Source organism: Streptomyces sp. NPDC001513 (assembly GCF_042894695.1).
Classification (GTDB): Bacteria; Actinomycetota; Actinomycetes; order Streptomycetales; family Streptomycetaceae; genus Streptomyces.
In genome coordinates this window covers 469,644-486,036 of sequence record NZ_JBIAVU010000004.1, presented here as the reverse complement: position 1 = coordinate 486,036, position 16,393 = coordinate 469,644, and the positions used below count along the sequence as shown (strand labels likewise).

General features: G+C 66.2%; 12 protein-coding genes. 7 read left to right on the top strand and 5 right to left on the bottom strand.

The window, feature by feature from the left end; genetic code table 11:
* Positions 1–21 precede the first annotated feature (21 nt).
* The gene (locus tag ACFYZ4_RS11525) at positions 22–1,233 is read left to right on the top strand and encodes a JmjC domain-containing protein (protein ID WP_390783753.1); all 1,212 of its coding nucleotides are present in this window, start codon (positions 22–24) and stop codon (positions 1,231–1,233) included.
* Positions 1,167–2,012, top strand: a complete 846-nt coding sequence (locus tag ACFYZ4_RS11520; RefSeq protein WP_390783752.1) for an aldo/keto reductase — start codon at positions 1,167–1,169, stop codon at positions 2,010–2,012. Before ACFYZ4_RS11525 ends, ACFYZ4_RS11520 begins: the two co-directional genes overlap by 67 nt.
* On the opposite strand, the gene ACFYZ4_RS11515 is transcribed toward ACFYZ4_RS11520, so the two are convergent.
* Positions 2,003–2,860, bottom strand: coding sequence for a hypothetical protein (locus ACFYZ4_RS11515; RefSeq protein WP_390783751.1), 858 nt, complete (start codon positions 2,858–2,860; stop codon positions 2,003–2,005). The two genes, ACFYZ4_RS11520 and ACFYZ4_RS11515, sit on opposite strands and share 10 nt — an antisense overlap.
* A gap of 407 nt (positions 2,861–3,267) precedes the next feature.
* On the opposite strand from ACFYZ4_RS11515, the gene ACFYZ4_RS11510 reads away from it, so the two are divergent.
* From ACFYZ4_RS11510 to ACFYZ4_RS11500, 3 genes are all read left to right on the top strand, one after another.
* A complete protein-coding gene (locus tag ACFYZ4_RS11510) occupies positions 3,268–3,693 on the top strand; it encodes a hypothetical protein (protein ID WP_390783750.1) in 426 nt (141 codons plus the stop codon).
* Positions 3,694–3,702: 9 nt separating this feature from the next.
* On the top strand, positions 3,703–4,140 hold the full coding sequence (locus ACFYZ4_RS11505) for a hypothetical protein (RefSeq protein WP_390783749.1): 438 nt from the start codon (positions 3,703–3,705) through the stop codon (positions 4,138–4,140).
* A gap of 1,077 nt (positions 4,141–5,217) precedes the next feature.
* Positions 5,218–5,400, top strand: coding sequence for a hypothetical protein (locus ACFYZ4_RS11500; RefSeq protein ID WP_390783748.1), 183 nt, complete (start codon positions 5,218–5,220; stop codon positions 5,398–5,400).
* A 259-nt stretch (positions 5,401–5,659) separates the two neighbouring features.
* Here ACFYZ4_RS11500 and ACFYZ4_RS11495 read toward each other — a convergent pair whose 3' ends face one another.
* From ACFYZ4_RS11495 to ACFYZ4_RS11480, 4 genes are all read right to left on the bottom strand, one after another.
* Positions 5,660–6,094, bottom strand: coding sequence for a hypothetical protein (locus tag ACFYZ4_RS11495; protein WP_390783747.1), 435 nt, complete (start codon positions 6,092–6,094; stop codon positions 5,660–5,662).
* Positions 6,095–6,176: 82 nt separating this feature from the next.
* Complete coding sequence (locus ACFYZ4_RS11490) at positions 6,177–6,695, bottom strand: hypothetical protein (RefSeq protein ID WP_390783746.1); 519 nt, start codon at positions 6,693–6,695, stop codon at positions 6,177–6,179.
* A gap of 435 nt (positions 6,696–7,130) precedes the next feature.
* On the bottom strand, positions 7,131–9,854 hold the full coding sequence (locus ACFYZ4_RS11485) for a dsDNA nuclease domain-containing protein (protein ID WP_390783745.1): 2,724 nt from the start codon (positions 9,852–9,854) through the stop codon (positions 7,131–7,133).
* Between the two features lie 152 nt (positions 9,855–10,006).
* A complete protein-coding gene (locus ACFYZ4_RS11480; RefSeq protein WP_390783744.1) occupies positions 10,007–13,387 on the bottom strand; it encodes a DNA polymerase III subunit alpha in 3,381 nt (1,126 codons plus the stop codon).
* Between the two features lie 656 nt (positions 13,388–14,043).
* Between ACFYZ4_RS11480 and ACFYZ4_RS11475 the strand changes: the two genes are divergently transcribed.
* The gene (locus ACFYZ4_RS11475) at positions 14,044–14,211 is read left to right on the top strand and encodes a hypothetical protein (protein WP_390783743.1); all 168 of its coding nucleotides are present in this window, start codon (positions 14,044–14,046) and stop codon (positions 14,209–14,211) included.
* A gap of 78 nt (positions 14,212–14,289) precedes the next feature.
* Positions 14,290–16,296 (top strand): B12-binding domain-containing radical SAM protein, encoded by a 2,007-nt coding sequence (locus tag ACFYZ4_RS11470; protein ID WP_390783742.1) that lies wholly within the window; start codon positions 14,290–14,292, stop codon positions 16,294–16,296.
* Positions 16,297–16,393: the final 97 nt, after the last annotated feature.

Genomic DNA, 16,393 nt, shown 5'->3' with positions numbered 1-16,393 from the left:
TCACGCAGACCGGAGGAACACGTGGACCACCACTTCGTCACCGCGATGGAGAATGCCCTCGGCTGGGACGGACCCCGGGAACTCGGAGCCGCCTTCGCCCGGGGAACGATCGAGGATCTGAATCTGCTCAATCGCCTGCTCAACCCCAGGAAGCTGCTGGACCTGGTGATGCGCCGCAGCGTTACCACCCCCCAGTTCCGCATCTTCCAGGACGGCGCCGAACTGCACCCTGGCCGCTACATCCACCCCTCCGTCACCCGGCGGGGACAGGCCATCCCCATGGCCGACATGCACCGTGTCGGCGCGCTGATGCGCGAAGGCTGCACCATGGTTCTGGACGAAGTCGACTTCTTCGACCCGGCCATGGAAGCCACCTGCCGCGCGCTCCAGTGGTGGGCCCGTGAGCTGGTGCAGGTCAACGCCTACCTGACCACCCAGGACGCCAGCGGCTTCAAGCTCCACTGGGACGACCACGACACCGTGATCGTCCAGCTCGCCGGCCGCAAGAGCTGGGAGGTCCGCGGATCCTCGCGCAAGGCGCCGATGTACCGCGACTCCGCCCCCAACTCTGAGCCCAGCGAGGAGATCGTGTGGCAGGGCGTCATGGAGCCCGGCGACGTAATGCACATTCCTCGCGGCTTCTGGCATCAAGCCACCCGGGACGACCAGGGCGACGGCTACAGCCTTCACGCCACCTTCGGCATCGTGAAGCGCGTCGGAGTGAACTGGCTGGCCTGGCTCGCCGACCAAGCCCGAACGCAGGAGCTGTTCCGGTACGACCTGGACCGCTGGAACTCCCCTGGCCAGTGGGACGGGCAACAGCGGCTCCTGGCCAACGCCGTCGCCGAAATGGCTACAAAGCTGACCCCGCAGGATTTCTTCGATGCCCGGGAGCGGGAACGCCTGGCTGCCCGGCACGTCCCGACCACCGGCCTGTTCGGCAAGCCCGCGGCCGTCGTGTGCGTCACCGACTTCGAGCCCGTAATCGAGCAGCACACCGACACCGTGGACGTGCTCGCCGCGGGAAAGAAGCTCACGTTCGCTGGCAAGGCGTACCCCGCGCTCGCCCTGCTGCTGAGCGGCCACCCCGTCGACATTGCCGACGCCGCCGAGAAGACCGGCTTGGACGTGGAACAGCTCGCCGAGATCCTGCTGAAGGAGGAACTGTGCACGGAGCTGACCCGCGCCTTGTCCTTGGCCTACACCGGTCTCGTCACCACCGCGACATCCTGACGGCCGCACTCGACCTTGGTGTCACGGCCCTGGACACCGCAGCTCCCTACCTCGGCTTCCGCTCGCACACGGTGCTGTCCGAGACGGTGGCCGATCTGCTGCCGAAGTTCACCCTGTCTACGAAGGTGGGCTTCTTCCCGGGTGCCGGAGAGGCTGAACACTCGTTCGATCCGGTCCGACTGCGGCTGGCCATCGAGAAGGCGGCTCGGGAACTCGGCAGGGAACCTGACACTATTCTCCTCCACAATCCCGAGCGGAGCCTCACGGGCATGTCTCTGGCTGATGGCCACGCCCTCCTCGGCAGCGCTTGCTCCGCCCTGGTCGACGCGGCCCGCGACGGCTTGTGCCGTACCTGGGGTGTGTCTTCCTGGGATCCCCGGCCGCTCGGCATGGCGGGGGTGGACGACCTACCGTCTCCGGACGTCCTCATGGTCCGGGCCGGGTTCCTCGTAGGTATCGATCTCCTCGACACCACGGCCGTTCTGCGCAATGCCTGGCGGGCGGGGGAGACTTGGGGCATGAGCCCGTTCGGTGGCGGCTACGGGGAGGTGTGGGAGGACTTCGACCCTCGCCCCTTCCTTCGACCGCCCCACCATGGCTTGTCGCGCGTGCAGGCAGCATTCCGTACGGCGTTTCACCTGCCAAGTGCTGCCGCGGTGGCCGTCGGCACCGACAACCCCGGTCACCTGGCCCAGCTGGTCCAAGCCCTGGGCGCGGAGGTGGACACCCCCGCCGTCAGTCAGTACCTGCGCGCCCTTCGTAGGCACCGTCAGACCTGAAGCTCGGCCACCAGGCGCTCGGCCTCCTTCCGGGCCGGCGCCAACAGCGGATCCTCCTCATACGCCTGGGGTCCAACGATCTTCGACAGGAAGAACAGCGACATCAGCTTGCCGTCCCGGCTCTCCAAGTCCGCGCGTCGCTCCTGGTGGACGCGGTCCGCGAGCGTCGGGACGGCCAGCGCGTTGCCCCACAACGTCGCAGCGTCCAGGCCTCGGGGCGCCATGCCCCAGTCCTCCCAGTCGATGATGGAGAACTCCGGTCCCATCACGTTGGCCCAGGTGAGATCCGCATGAGCCGACGTCCACCGCTCGATCCGCGTATCGGCAACAGCAGGGAAGACCTCGCCAAGTGCTTGCGTCACCTGCTCCTGGGTGACCGTCACCGTGTCCGGCGTCGCGATCCGCGGCGTCTGCTGGTCCGCGAGGGCGTCCAGCGAGGCGTTCAGCGCTGCCCACCAGGTATCCGGCAGGGCCGGGTCTTCGAGCACCAGGGCGCCCTTGGCAACAGACGGCGACGCAAGCAGCTCCATCTCATCCCCACGCCACATCACCGGCTCGCCCGGCTCGCGCCACGCCACGCCCTGGTACCACTCGGGCATCGCGACCCCTTGCAGCACGGCTGCGGCCTCGGTCCCGTTCCAGCCCTGCGGGCCGATCCGCTCGAATCCCCGCCGCTCGATGCGCACCCACGTATCCCGCTCCGTACGGCCACTCAAGGAACGGCGCTTACGTACCAGCGCGTACCGATCCAATCGCACGTGGAGGGCCCCCTCCACACGCTCCAGCACGTCTTCCACCGGCTGACGGCGCAGATCCGCTGGAACAGAAACGGGTAGGGATCCAGTCATCACGGCCTCCTCGGCGAACGAACGACCGTAGCAGCAAGCTGCCTTAGGCGCGATCTGTCTGTCAACATCGACCACACCAAACCACACCGGGACTGGTGGGCTGGCCCAAAAGTGGCTGTGCTGTGTGATCATGCTCGGGGGTCTCGCGAGGAACACGGTCCCTGTGATGGGCGCAGATCTTGGAGAGCTGGTTCGCCCCCGCGTCAGCAAGGAGCATGCGCTGATGGTGCTCTTTGAACCTCCCCAGGTGTCGCTCTTCAGGTGGCCAAACCTGCTCAGGTGATCTCCCCACCCATTGCGTGATCCTCGTCGGCGTGTCGAACTGGTCTCGGCGAGTTCTGGAGAGCCTGCGTGAGTACGGAGTTCGGGCTGTTGAACGGCCCTGGATGCTCACTTGGGAGGAAGACGTGGATGCTCACGCACTGCGTCGCCAGGGCTGGTCGATCTCGGCGATCGCCCGGCACCTGGGGCACGACCGCAAGACGATCCGCGCGTATCTGAATGGCGAGCGGGTCTCCGGATATCGACGTCAGTCGCCGGACGCGTTCATGCCCTTCTTGAAGTACTGCTGGCAACGGCTCAGCGGTGACCCCCACTTGTGGGCCTCGACGCTCTTCGACGAAGTGGTGGAACTCGGCTATTCGGGCGGCTACTCAACCTTCACCCGGGCCCTGCGGCGATACAAAGCGCGACCCCACTGCGAACCGTACCGGGCTTCGAGCGGCCGAGACGTAGCGATCATTGCGCGTCCCGAGGAGATCCAGTTCGACTGGGTCGAACTCCCAGAACCGCCCGCGGAGTGGGGCGTCGGCGCCCTGGCCCACTCGGGATGATGGCGGGCCGTGCTCGCGGAAGCAGAGACCTTCCCGCACCTGGTCGATGCCATCGACGCAGTGCTGCGGCGCCTGGGCGGAACCGCCCGAAGGTGGCGGTTCGACCGGATGGCCACCGTCTGCCACCCGCCGACCGGACGAATCCTGCCCACGTTCGCCGCCGTCGCGAAGTACTACGGAGCCGGTGTCGACATCTGCCCGCCCCGGCGGGGCAACCGCAAGGGCGTCGTTGAGAAGGCCAACCACTCTGCGGCCCAATGCTGGTGGCGAACCGTCCCGGACGGCATCAGCATCGAGGCAGGCCAGAACGGCGTGGACAAGCTGGCCGTCCAGATGGACAGCCGCAAACGCCAGAGGACGGGCAAACGCTCTCCTGAGCCGCAGGTCACGACGGGTGCTCTCCGCGCGAGCGGAGGTGGTCCGGCTTCGAGCGGCCGAACGGCGTAGTCGAGATCGTGCTCTCCGCGTAGGCGGAGGTGGTCTGGAGGAATGGGGCTTCGCGATCACGATGCTGATGTGCTCTCCCCGCAGGCGGAGATGGTCCGGTGGCCCGCAGGCTCGCGCCCCAGCATGTCCGGTGCTCTCCGCGCGAGCGGAGGTGGTCCGTCCGCTTCCTTCGTCTCGATTCGGCGCAGCGTGTGCTCTCCGCGCAAGCGGAGGTGGCCCGACGTTCGACGGCGGCGGCAGTGAAGAGGCGGCATGCCCTCCGCGCGAGAGCGGAGGTGGTCCGGTCCAACGCTCTACGAGTCGTGGGGCTGGAGGTGCTCTCGGCGCGAGCGGAGGTGGTCCGAGAGTACGAGACGCTTCTCGCCTGGCGCTACAGTGATCTCCAAGCGAGCGGAGGTGGTCCGCAGCAGGAGCGCATCGCCGACGCGGTCGCCGCGTGTTCTCCGCGCAGGCGGAGGTGGTCCGGCCCCGGGCATCGCGTGGTTGTCCTGCGGCGGGTGTTCTCCGCGCGAGCGGAGGTGGTCCGGCTGCGGGGCGTTCTGCGTCCCGGGCCGCGAAGAGCTCTCCGCGCAGGCGGAGGTGGTCCGCGGTCCGGCTGGCGGCCGTAGTTCTTCCCGTCGTGCTCGCCGCGCGAGCGGAGGTGGTCCGTGGCCGAAGGCGTCCGTCCTGGTCCCCTTGAAGTGCTCTCCGCGCGAGCAGAGGTGGTCCGCTGATGATGGCCGCCATCGCCCTGGCGCCGGCGTGTTCTCCGCGCGAGCGGAGGTGGTCCGTTGCGGGTTGAACCTCAGTGCCTGATCAACGTGTGTTCTCCGCGTGAGCGGAGGTGATCCGTTGCACCACTTCTACGGGGTGAACGCGGACCGGCGCTGGCCTGCGCGGGGCCGTCGGGCCGTGGGGAGCCGTATCAGGCCGCCTACCCGGCGGAGGACGTTCGTCGATGACGCTGCTACTTCGCGCTGATGGCCGCAGCCTGTGTTCGGCATCGTTCCAGCCCTGCAGTCACCTCTTCGTGGTCCGGGCTGTCCTGGCTGGCCAGGAGTTCGCCAGCCGCGGTCATTGCTGCCCAAAAGTCGCGTGGTGAGCCGCGCCCGCGTCGGCCTCCCCGCGCGACGACTGCGTGAGGACCGCATCTACGACGAGGCCCGCCACACGGCTGACCCAGTCCACCTGATGCGGCTGTTCGGCCTGGGCAAGGCCACGGCCATGAAGTACGTCGCGGCCGCCCACCCTGACAAGCGCCCCGACCCGATCGCCCCCTGAGCGGTGAGTCGGACGGCCACTCCCGGTCAGTCCGCACTGCCCTGCTCTGCCCTGTGAAACGGAATCCATCACTCGATAGAAACATGTGTTCGATTCTTGGGGGAAGTCGCAGGCTGCCTGCCCGCCCGCTGTGCCCCTGTCCTGCGCCACCGAACCTTGATCGTGTGCCATCGAACTTTGACGGATGCGACTTCGGTCACACGCGATCAAGGTTCGGTGGCACAGCACAACCGTGGTCTCTGCCGCTGGCCGGGGCTGGTCAGGTGCGTGGTGGCGAGGGTTTGGTGGCACCCATCGGGACGAAGAACGTGACGGTGTATACGGCGAGGGCGAAGACCGTCATGCCGATTCGGAGGCCCGCGCCCCCTGGGAGCGCATCGGTTCCCCACACGATGCCCAGCCCGGCCAGGAGGCACAGGACCCACCAGCCCATGAGGACCCTCCAGGCCAGCAGGTCTTTGCGGTACTCGATCTCCTTGGCCGCCCGTGCCTCGGGGGTGTCGTGCATGACCTGGGACACCCAGTTCAGGTAGGCCATCCGCTGCTCGTACTCCATGGCCTCCCAGTCGGAGGGCCTCAGCGGGAACCGGATGCCATGCTGCTGCAGGTAGGCGCTCCGCTGGTCGCCGCTCAGCCCCCGCCAACCGGCTGGCGGCTGCCAGGCCATCAGTTCCTTGCTGCTACTCATGGTCATGGGCCGACACGGTACTGGCCGGCTGCCATCGAACCTTGGCGGCCGCGGGTCTGTGCCACCGAAGCTTGATGCTGGCGCTTGGTCACCCTCCAGGGAGGGCCCTCGATCGACGGCCCCACAGGCTTCGTCGCCTTCTGGCGGTCTTGAGGTCGGCGCGGATCTGCTTTCGCAGGGCGTCGCTGGCGGCAGCTCGTTGCTCCAACAGCGGCGCAATCTCCGCTTCCTCCTCTGGGGTCGGGGAGCGCGGGTCGCTCATCCCCTCGGAGACGAACGTGCTCACGACGTGGACGCGAAACACTGCATCGCGCCATAGCCTGGACACTGGCTCAGTGGCAAACGCATCAACCCGAGCTGATAGAGACTCGAGAAGCTCCCGTTCCTCACGTGTCTGCGGGCCGAAGTAGCGACGTGCAGCTGGATCCATGTCCGGTTCAGCCAGGTAGGGATGCTGGTTCGTCAGCAAGTCAACGTACAACTGGGCGCGCCGCTCCCAGAGCCTTGCCTGGTCGCTTGAGCGCCGCTGGTGCCAGAGGGTGGCGATCGACATCCCAGTTGTTGCGAGAATGGCGAGCGCCGGGATCAAAGTCTTTTCCACATCCATGCCCGTAGCGTCCCCCTTCGCAGAGCAGACTATGACCGCTCTGCCGTGCCAGGCACTCAAAGTTCGATGGCATGAAGTCAAGGTTCGATGGCACAGGACAGCCCCGGCTGGCTGCGGTCCGGGCCGCGGGCGACCAGCCACCCCGGACGGGAGCGCTCCACAAGCCGGGCCAGAACCGGGGCCTCGGATGGCCGTCCGGACAGATCGAGCGCACAAGCCGCGCGGTCGCGTCGCCTGTTGAGGTCGGCCAGGTCCTTCCGGTACTCGTCGGCGACCGCCTGAAGCCTTTCGACCGTCCGCCCGGAAGCGTCCCGGCATTACGGTGCCACGCAATCTCCCCCGTACCCCCTCGGGCGGGCCTGTCGCTGGGGGCGCATGGCTGTCGGCCTTCACGTGGCGCGGACTGGGGTTCCCTGCAGAGCTGGGCTTGGGAGGTCAGCGTGCGGACGGTGGCTGCTGGGCTGCGAGCGCTTCGATGATGGCCTTCTGCCGGCTGATGTCTGAAGCCTGCCCCGGGGACGGCTCGTAGCTGGCGAGGCCGTCGATCTCGGCGAGGGCTGCGGCTATGTCGCCCATGTGGGCGAGGATGACTGCACGATGGGATCGCAGCCCGATCATCAATTCCGACAGGTTGTACTCCCGAGCCACCGGCAGTAGCTCCCGCTCAAGGATGCTCAAGGCTTGCTGCATACTCCCGGCGTTCACCAGGATGTCGACCACCTCTTGTCCGGAGTCGACGAACTGGAGCCAGGCGCCAGTGACCGAGTAGAGCTTCATTGCAGGGATCGCGGCCATGGTCATGGGGCCGCTGACTACACCCTGGCGGCGGCGCGCCTTGACAGACAGGGAGAAGCAGTCGGCGAGTCGTTTGTATTCGTCGGGTGAGTCGCTGGTGCGGAACCGTTGCTGGAGGTCCGCGGTCGGCCCGTGGAGGTCGTCGAAGTCGAGTCCGAGGTGTTCGCAGTAGGCGGCAGCTCCCTTGGTAGCCAGCACGTCGGCTTCGATGAGCTGGTCCGCGTGGTAGAGCCCCTGGGAGAAGTTGTCCCGCAGGGCCCGATCCTCCGAAGATCCGGCCACCACCTGCGTGAGGCTGGTCATGAATGCTTCCGCAAGGCGACGTACGTTCTTGGTGTGGCCGAAAACGATGAACTGGCGCATGGCCAGGAGCACTCTCTCCCGTGAGCCGATTGCGCTGTTTCCAGTTGCAGCGAGTCGTTCCATGGCGCTTACGTGACGGGCGCATGCCTCCCAGTCGTCGTCGTAGTAGGCCCAGGTGCTCAGCGTGTTGTGGGCCTCGAACCGTACGGCGATGTCCTGGGCCGGATCCTCAGCGGCATCCGCCACAGCGGCTCGGATTGCTCGGGGATAGCCAGCTTCGAAGAAGCCGTCTTCTGAGGCGAGGTCGAGGAGCCTCTCGATACGGCCCGTCTCGGTCAGCAGACGCATCCAGCGACCAACCTGTGCAAGTCCATGTCGGCCTTCCAACATCTGCAGGAGGGCGTCGCGTACACGGCGGGCGACGTCATGAGGCAGGTCGTCCGCGGCGGACGAGGCTACGGGGCGCACTGCGTCATGCAGGGTGACCCGGCCGTCAGCGAAGTCCTGAGTCATCCCATGGGCAGCCAGGTCCCGCACAGCCCGGGCGGCTTGGGCAGGGCTGTGGCCAGCCGCCTCCGCGAGCTGCTGCAGCTCGGCGCCCGTGACAGGTACTTCCGCGATCGCGAGGAGCCCGGCTGCAGCCCGCGCCCTCGGCGTGAGGAGGTCGAAGGCCTTGTCCAGGATGAACTCCTGGGCGGTGGCAGTGGTGTGGGTCTGGGCCAGCACAGCGTCGCAGAAGGCGGCCCCGTCCCCAGCAAACGCGGTGCGGGTTAGCTGCGTGGAGTTGAGCACGTACAGCGGCAGGCCCGCAGTGAGAGTCAGGACACGCTGCGCGGTGCCGTAGTCCAGGGTGCACCCTTCGCTGTCGAAGATCGCGGCGATGGTGTCTGTGTTCCAGCCCGCCAGCGACTCGGGGGTGATCCCGAGGTGGGCGGCGAGCAGGAGCTGATCTGGCTGGGGGTGCCCCAGCAGAATCATCCGGGCTGTCGGCAACGCCTTGACCAGCACACGCACGTTCTCAGCTTCGAGATGGTGAGCGTTGTCTATAACCACGGCGACGTTGATCCCCGCGTTGGACAGCCCGATATGCACGGCACGCAGGACATCGATACCGTCGGCGGCAGGCAGAGTTTCGGCGTCCGGCCCGCTGAGATGCCGCGCGGCCAGTTCTCGGGCCAGGGCACCTGGAACGGATGCGGTTGGCATGCCTGCCACGTCGAAGTAGGTGACTGGATGTGGGCAGTGCGCGGCGGCGTGTGCCGCCCAGGTGGTCTTTCCAGCCCCGGAGAACCCGACGACCAGCCGCACCGGCGCGTCGCTCACGAGCTTCGGCTCCCCGTCATGCGATCGGTAGATAGCAGGTAGTTGCGGGAAGGCTTGTAGTTCCTCTACGAACTGCTCACACAGCTGGGGCAGTGTGGCGGCAATGAACTCGTGACCGTGGGCGCCGGTGCATGCGTACTGCACGCGGGCGGCGAGCTTCCACACCAGGGTCTCGGCGCTCAGGGACCCGAACGGGACCCGCTTGGCCTGTTCGATGCACCATTTCAGCATGACGGCGAGGTTGCTGCCCGGTGTGGGCAACCACGGCTCCATCGGGTGGGTCCTGCCCGGTCCCACGAGCGCGACATCCGTAGGCCAGGACGGCTGCAGCGTCCTTTCGAGCAGGTCCGGTCCCAGGTTCGCGTTGGTGACCACGATCAGCCGGGGACTGCCGACACGGCGACCAGAGGTGTGCTCGCCACGGATCCTGGCGAACTGCTCGACGGCTCCCTGCACGTCGCTCCATGTCAGGCTGCCCTCGCGGGTTTTGACCTGCAGATAGAGGTACCGGTCGTCGAAGACGACTTCGACGTCCTCGTCGCGTTCCACTCGAAGCAGTCCCGCGTTCGCCTCTCGTAGCTGTAGGAGGCATGCGACCGCGTACAGATGTTGGTAGGTGAACCCGCGATGCAGTGATGTGATGCGCCGAAGCTGTGCGCTATCGAGGGCCTCCGGAACCTCTCGACCACGGTGAGGCTCGGCACCAGTGGTCTCCCCCTGCGATTCATCTGCCTGCATCACACAAGGGTAGGGGCGCACGCTGTTGACGACGCTGGCTGAACCGGACATTGCGTTTGCCTGGATCCACTGTCCGGAGTCGGCAACCCACTGACTACCACCCCCTTACCCACCCCAACCCCCGCCGGTTCCCGAGGCATCCCCTACGAGAATCACGGAACCCGCTGGATTCGGTCGGCGTACGGGTGCATGCGTGATCCGGCGGTGCCGACGGTGATGGTCCGCTCGGGGGCCGGGTGCTGGGCGGGGGTGGGTGCGGCTTCGCTCTGACCGAGGAGGCTCAGGACGGCTTCGGGGCCGTGGTCGCGGCGCGCGGCGGCGAGTTCTTCCAGGTCCCACACCATCTGCCCGACGACGGTGCGGCGCGGGCCGCGCGCCTCGACGGTGCCGCGCACGAGCAGGAGCGCGGAGTGGAAGACGGTGTGGGCGACCGCGTCGTGGCTGTCCTCGAAGAACGCGATGTCGACGAGCCCGAAGCCGTCCTCCAGGGTCACGAAGATGACGCGCTTGCCCGAGGGGATGGGCGGGGTCTGCGTGGAGGCGCGCACGCCCGCGACCAGAACCCGCTGTCCGGGATACATGGTCTTGAGGTGGGCGGCGTCGGTGGCGCCGATCTCGCGCAGCAGCCGGTGGTGGTGGGTCATCAGGTGCTGCGACACGTCGATCTTCAGCACGTCGATCTCCGCGCTCAGCGCTTCCCTGCTGGTCATCTCCGGCAGCCCCGATGGCTCGGCGGTGACGAGTTCGCCGCCGAGGGGGAGCTGGCCGTCGGCGGGGCGGGCGCGGGTGTGGGAGTGGAGTTCGGCGACCTGGAGCAGGAGGTCGCGTCGGGTAAGCGGTCCGCGCAGCGCGTCGAGGGCGCCGATCTGGATGAGGCGCTCGGCGATCGGCAGGGCGGGGCGGGCGCGCTGCCAGAAGTCCTGGAGGCTGTTGTAGGGCTGGCCGGCCGCGATCCGGGCGACCTGGTCCTCGCTGATCCCCTTCACCGAGGACAGCGACAGCCGAACTCCCCACACCCCGCCATCCACCTGCTCGATCCGGTAGTCGGCAGCGGAGCGGTTGATGTCGACGTTCAGGACCGGCACGTGGTGGCGGCGGGCGTCGGAGACGATGACCCGGGCGGGCCACATGCCGGGGTCGTGCTCCAGCAGCCCCGCGTACAGGGCGGCCGGATGGTGCGCCTTGAGCCACGCCGACTGGAGGGCGGGCACCGCGAAGGCGACGGCGTGCGCGCGGCAGAAGCCGTAGGCGCCGAAGCCCTTGATGATCTCCCACACCTCGTCGAGGACGGTGGGGGAGTAGCCGCGGCCGCCGGCCTCACGCCGGAACCAGGCCTCCACCTGCGGAAGGCGTTCCTTGTCGGCGAGTGCACGGCGGGCGACCTCGGCCAGTGCCCGGTCGCAGCCGGTCAGGACGGAGAACATGTCGATGATCTGCTCGTGCCAGATCGTCACCCCGTACGTCGAGGCCAGGACCGGGACCAGGTCGGGGTGCGGGTATCGGGGTGCGGCGCCGTGGCGGGCGGCGATGTAGAGCGCCGGCATGCCGCCCTTGACCGGGCCCGGACGGAAGAGGCTGATGTCGGCGATGACGTCCTGGACGTCGCGCGGTTGGAGCCGGCCGACCAGGTCCTGCTGGCCGGGAGACTCCAGCTGGAACATCCCGACCGTGTCGCTCCTGCGGATCAGGTCGAAGGCACCCGGGTCGCCGAGGGGGACATGGTCGGGGTTGTCGAGGTCGATCTGGCGGCCGCTCGTGCGGCGGACCTCTTTGACCGCGTGCGCCATCGCGGACTGCATCCGCACCCCGAGCACGTCCAGCTTGAGGAGGCCGAGGTCTTCCACGTCCTCCTTGTCGGCCTGGACCATCGGGTACTGGCCCCCCGGCGTCGGTTGCACCGGCAGCCGGTCCAGCAGCGTCGAGTTGGAGAGGATCACCCCGCACGGGTGCATGGCGATGCCCCGCGGCAGCGCGTCCAGACCTTCGGCCAGTTCCCACAGCGGCCCGAACGAGCCGGCCTCCCCCGAAAGCCGCTTCAGCTCCGGCAGCGTCGTGAGCGCGTCGCGGATGTCGCAGGCCCGGATGTGCGGGAACGACTTCGCGATCCGATCGACCACCTGGGGCGCGATCCCCAAAGCGAGGCCGGTGTCGCGCAGGGCATGCCGGGCCCGGTAGGTCTCCGGCATCCCGGTCACCGCGACGCGCTCCCTCCCGAACCGCTCGATGATCCGGTCATAGACCTCCAGCCGGCGCGCGGACTCCACATCGACGTCGATGTCCGGCAGCGACGACCTGCGCTCCGACAGGAAGCGTTCGAAGAGCAGGTCGTGCTCCAGCGGGTTTGCCGTCGCCACGAACAAGGCGTGGTTGACCATCGAGCCGGCACCCGAGCCCCGGGCCGCGACCCGGATGCCCATCGCGCGGACGTCCGCCACCACCTGGGCGACCGCCAGGAAGTACGCCTCGTACTCCAGCTTCCCGATGACCCCGAGTTCGTACTCCAGCTGCTCGACCGCGCGCCGGTCCCGGTCCAGGCCGCGCGCGAACATGCCCGTCTCGCACCGCTGGCGCAGCAGCCGCATGGCGCCGCCCGGCCCCGGCTCGGCCCCCACGACCTCCGGCTCGGGGAAGTGCGGCCGGCCCAGCCCCAGGTCCGCGACCGGATCGAGAACGCACTCCTCCCCGGCCCGCACGGTCTCCGCGAGCAGCGCGGCCCCGCGGCCCGCACCGGCACCGGACGCCTCCGCGATCCGCTCGGCGTCGGCCCGCATGGCGGCCGGGTCCTTCAGCCAGCGCTCGCCGCAATCCAGCCTCCGGCGGTCAATCGGCCGCAGCAGCCGGCCCGCGTCCAGCACGTCGGCGATCCGGTGCTGCGCCGGATCGGCGTACCGGACCGCGTTCGTCAGCACCGCACGGACGCCGAGCTCGTCGGCGAGCCCGACGGTGCGGGCGGCCAGCCGCAGCGAACCCGGCCCCGTACCGGGCACACCCCAGCGCACCGCCTCCAGCCGCAGGTGCGCGCCGGCCACCTCCCGCCACGGCGCGATCAGTTGCTCGGCGAGGTCCGGCCGCCCAGCCGAGAGCGCTCGCACCGGCTCCGAGGCCGGCCCCAGCAAGACCAGCAGGCCCTCGTCCACGTACCGCCGAAGCGTCTCCCAGGACACCACCGGCGCTCCCCCCGCCGCATCCGCGTGCGCGGACGACACCAGACGGCACAGCCGCGCCCACCCCGCGGCGCTCCGCGCGAGCAGCGTGACCCGCAGCGGCGGCTCCACCACGTGCGCGCCACCACGTACCGGCGTGCGCAGGCGGGCTGTGGATCCGGGGCGGGCCGGCGAGTGGGATGAGACGGCGACGTCGACGCCGAAGACAGGGCGGATACCGGCGGCGATGGCAGCCTTCGCGAACCGGACGATGCCGGTCACGGTGTCGCGGTCGGTCAGGGCGAGCGTTCCGATACCACGCTCCGCGGCCCGACGGACCAGGTCGCGGGGGTGGGAGGCGCCGTAGCGGGCCGAGTAGCCGCTCGCCACGTGAAACCGACGGGTTCGCGGATTCCGGACGTAGAAGGGTCACGAACCCGCTGTGCAGGGCGGCTGCGACTGGCATTGCCCGGTGGGTTCGTGGCCGATCTTGGGGCGTGCTGCAGCCAGGACTTGTCCGGTCGATCATGTTCGGAGCCAGATGACGATTGCTGCTGCGGGCCGGACAAGTCCGAGTTGACCGCCATCGGGCGCGAGGCACCCGAGCGGTCAGCGGCCCGGACAGTGCCGCCCATCTCCTCCCTCTGCCGGCCCAGCTCGACCGAAGCGGCCTCCAACCCCATCCGGGTCAGGCTCCGCGGCGTCTCACCGTCCGTGGTGGACCGCTGTCTAGGACAAGACCGTGCTTACGCACATCAGTGATGCGAAGCGGTTGGCTCCTCCGTGCGCAGGGCGCCTGGACTTCCCGGCTGTCCACCTCCAGGAAGCGGACCTGGTGCGTACCTCGGAAGCCGCACCATCCAGCTTTCTAGGCGCAGCCCTCGCTCCCGTCTGCAGTTGCAGCACAGACGGCCTGTCGGCCCTCATGCCCTGCGGGGCCACTCGGCCTTCACGCCGGTGCGTCGTGTTGTGACAAGTGTTGACTCTAGGTAGCGTCAGGTGACTGAAAGTCACTTCAGCCTGCGAGAGCGGCGAGGGAGCCTGCAATGTCGAATCCGACTGAGGACATGAACGCGAAAATCGCCAAGATCGTGAAGGAGGCGAAACCGGAAGAGATCATCTCCATGCTCAATGGGTCCGACATGGACTCGATCATCGGAGCGAGGAATCAGAACCACAACAACAATCCGTTGAACGCAGAAAAAGAGTCGTAGGGATCCACCCCGATTTCCACCTCCCGTCGGGGGTCGCCCCCCCGGCGGGCTAGCGCATCGCGGCAAAGGATTAAAGCCATGTCGGATCTCCTCCTTGTGTTTCCTCCTCAGTGGAGCGCGTTCCAGCCATCTCTCTCCCTGCCCTCACTCTCTGCGTGGCTAAAGCGTGCCGGATATGATGTTACATCAGTCGACATTAATGTCTATTTCTATGAATGGCTCGTGTCTGATGAATGTGCGGATCTTCTGATCCAGCAAGTGGAAGGTCGTGCCGATCTAACCCAAGAGGAGCAGATTGCCCTCGTTGCCATCTTCAAGAGTGCTCGGGAATTCCGAAGCGACATCCAGCAGTTGCAGCAATCCGGTGGAATCGCTCGGGAGAGCAGCGCCTACTTTGAGAGTCATTATCTTGGAGTGAAGTCACTAGCAGCGTACCTGAATGCCGTTTCAACGGCTTGTGAGGAATTTGTCGTATCCCCTTACGAGTTCCAGTTCAAATCTGGAAACCTAAATTCGAGCGAGTTGGAACGGATGGTCGAGTCGCCTAATCCCGTGCTCGCCAAGTTTCTACACCGGGCGGTTGAGAAATATGTAGTGCCGCAATCTCCAAAATTGATCGGAATCTCTTGCATCGGGCAAGAGCAGCTGTATTTCACGCTCCTCCTGGCTTCCATTTTGAAAGAATGGCTCGATGTTCCCGTCATGGTTGGAGGCACGATCCTTTCCCGCATCTTCGAACGTGGGGCCTTGAAGGCGAGCTGGTTCGACCGGTTCTTCGACATTATCGTACGCAATGAGGGTGAGAGGCCGGCTGAACAAGTAATGCGTAACCTGAACTCCGGGAGTGCGCTAACTGAAAACGTTCCAGGAATCGTATTCCGTAGAGACGGCGAAGTTGTATCGTCGCAACCGTGCCTACCTCTAAAGCCGCATGAAATCCCTGACCCAGATTTCGATGATATGCCGTTGGGTAAATATCTGTCTGCGGAGACGACACTTCCCTTGCTTTCATCGCGAGGGTGCTACTGGGGAAAGTGTGAGTTCTGCCATCATGGCATGGTGTACGGTGAGAAATATGCCGGATATGAAGTTACTCGCGTACTTGAAACTATTGAAAACCTGGCCTCCAGGTATGGTGTCCGACATTTCGCATTCAACGATGAAGCCATCCCGCCTAAGGTTGCTCGATCACTCGGAGAGATTGCTCCGTCTAGTGACGAGACTGGATGGTGCTTTACCGGCCTGATCAAGTTCGAGAACTTCTTCCGGCGTGAAGACTTCGCCAACCTTCATCGGATCGGTTTCAGGTCTCTCTACGTTGGACTGGAATCTGCCTCCGAGCGAGTATTGCGATTGATGCGCAAGAATACTCGGAGAGAAGTGATGGTGCGCAACCTTTCGGATGCCACCGATGTCGGCATCTGGATGCACTGCTTCCTATTCTTCGGATTTCCAGGAGAAACCGAAGCTGAGGCTCGGGAGACTTTTGATTTCATCCTTCAGAATTCACGGATCGTAAGCTCTTTCGGGGTCGGAGCTTTCTCCTTGGAGCATAACGCCCCTATCTTTCGCCATCTGGCGGACTTTGGGGTCACTCTCAAGCCTGGAGGGAAGAATGACGTGGACGTCTACTATCGATATGAGGTGTCGGAGGGAATTAAGCCTGAACGCGCAGCCGAGTGGAGTAGCATGCTGAATGCCGCTTCCCTGAATATCCCTAGTTACTACGGAGCCGGGTGGGTTCCTCGCGAACTGCTCCTGTGTATTCTGTCCGCAATGAGTCCGAAGGACCTAATTGCCCACGGTCTCCAAATGCGGGCCCTGAGTGGAATGCCCCCGAGTGTCGCACTGTCGCGAATTGTCACGCGGGTTCCGCACCCTAGAGATCCAAGTGCAAAGATTGCAATCAACAGGATCAATGGTTCGGCCCTAATGGTCAAGGGAGGGGCCTTGCGGCTGCTAGATACTTGCTCAGAAATCGAGATGAACTTCGGTAGCCTTCGTGAACTAGCGCCGCTTCTCTTTGCTCGGCTGATGCCAACGGCCAATAACGTCCATGTAACGTCTGAGCTGGATTCGGATTGAGCACGACTCGAGTCTTACGGTACAGGGAGTCCCATCTCGTGCCATTGAAGCCCCGCGCACAGTCCTTGTTGTGGCCCCAAGCCCGATAGGGAACTGC

What these genes read in the sequence shown, in the direction of transcription:
- ACFYZ4_RS11515 (WP_390783751.1), bottom strand. Translation starts at nt 2,860, where the DNA reads ATGACTGGATCCCTACCCGTTTCTGTTCCAGCGGATCTGCGCCGTCAG.
- ACFYZ4_RS11495 (WP_390783747.1), bottom strand. Translation starts at nt 6,094, where the DNA reads ATGACCATGAGTAGCAGCAAGGAACTGATGGCCTGGCAGCCGCCAGCC.
- ACFYZ4_RS11490 (WP_390783746.1), bottom strand. Translation starts at nt 6,695, where the DNA reads ATGGATGTGGAAAAGACTTTGATCCCGGCGCTCGCCATTCTCGCAACA.
- ACFYZ4_RS11485 (WP_390783745.1), bottom strand. Translation starts at nt 9,854, where the DNA reads ATGCAGGCAGATGAATCGCAGGGGGAGACCACTGGTGCCGAGCCTCAC.
- ACFYZ4_RS11475 (WP_390783743.1), top strand. Translation starts at nt 14,044, where the DNA reads ATGTCGAATCCGACTGAGGACATGAACGCGAAAATCGCCAAGATCGTG.
- ACFYZ4_RS11470 (WP_390783742.1), top strand. Translation starts at nt 14,290, where the DNA reads ATGTCGGATCTCCTCCTTGTGTTTCCTCCTCAGTGGAGCGCGTTCCAG.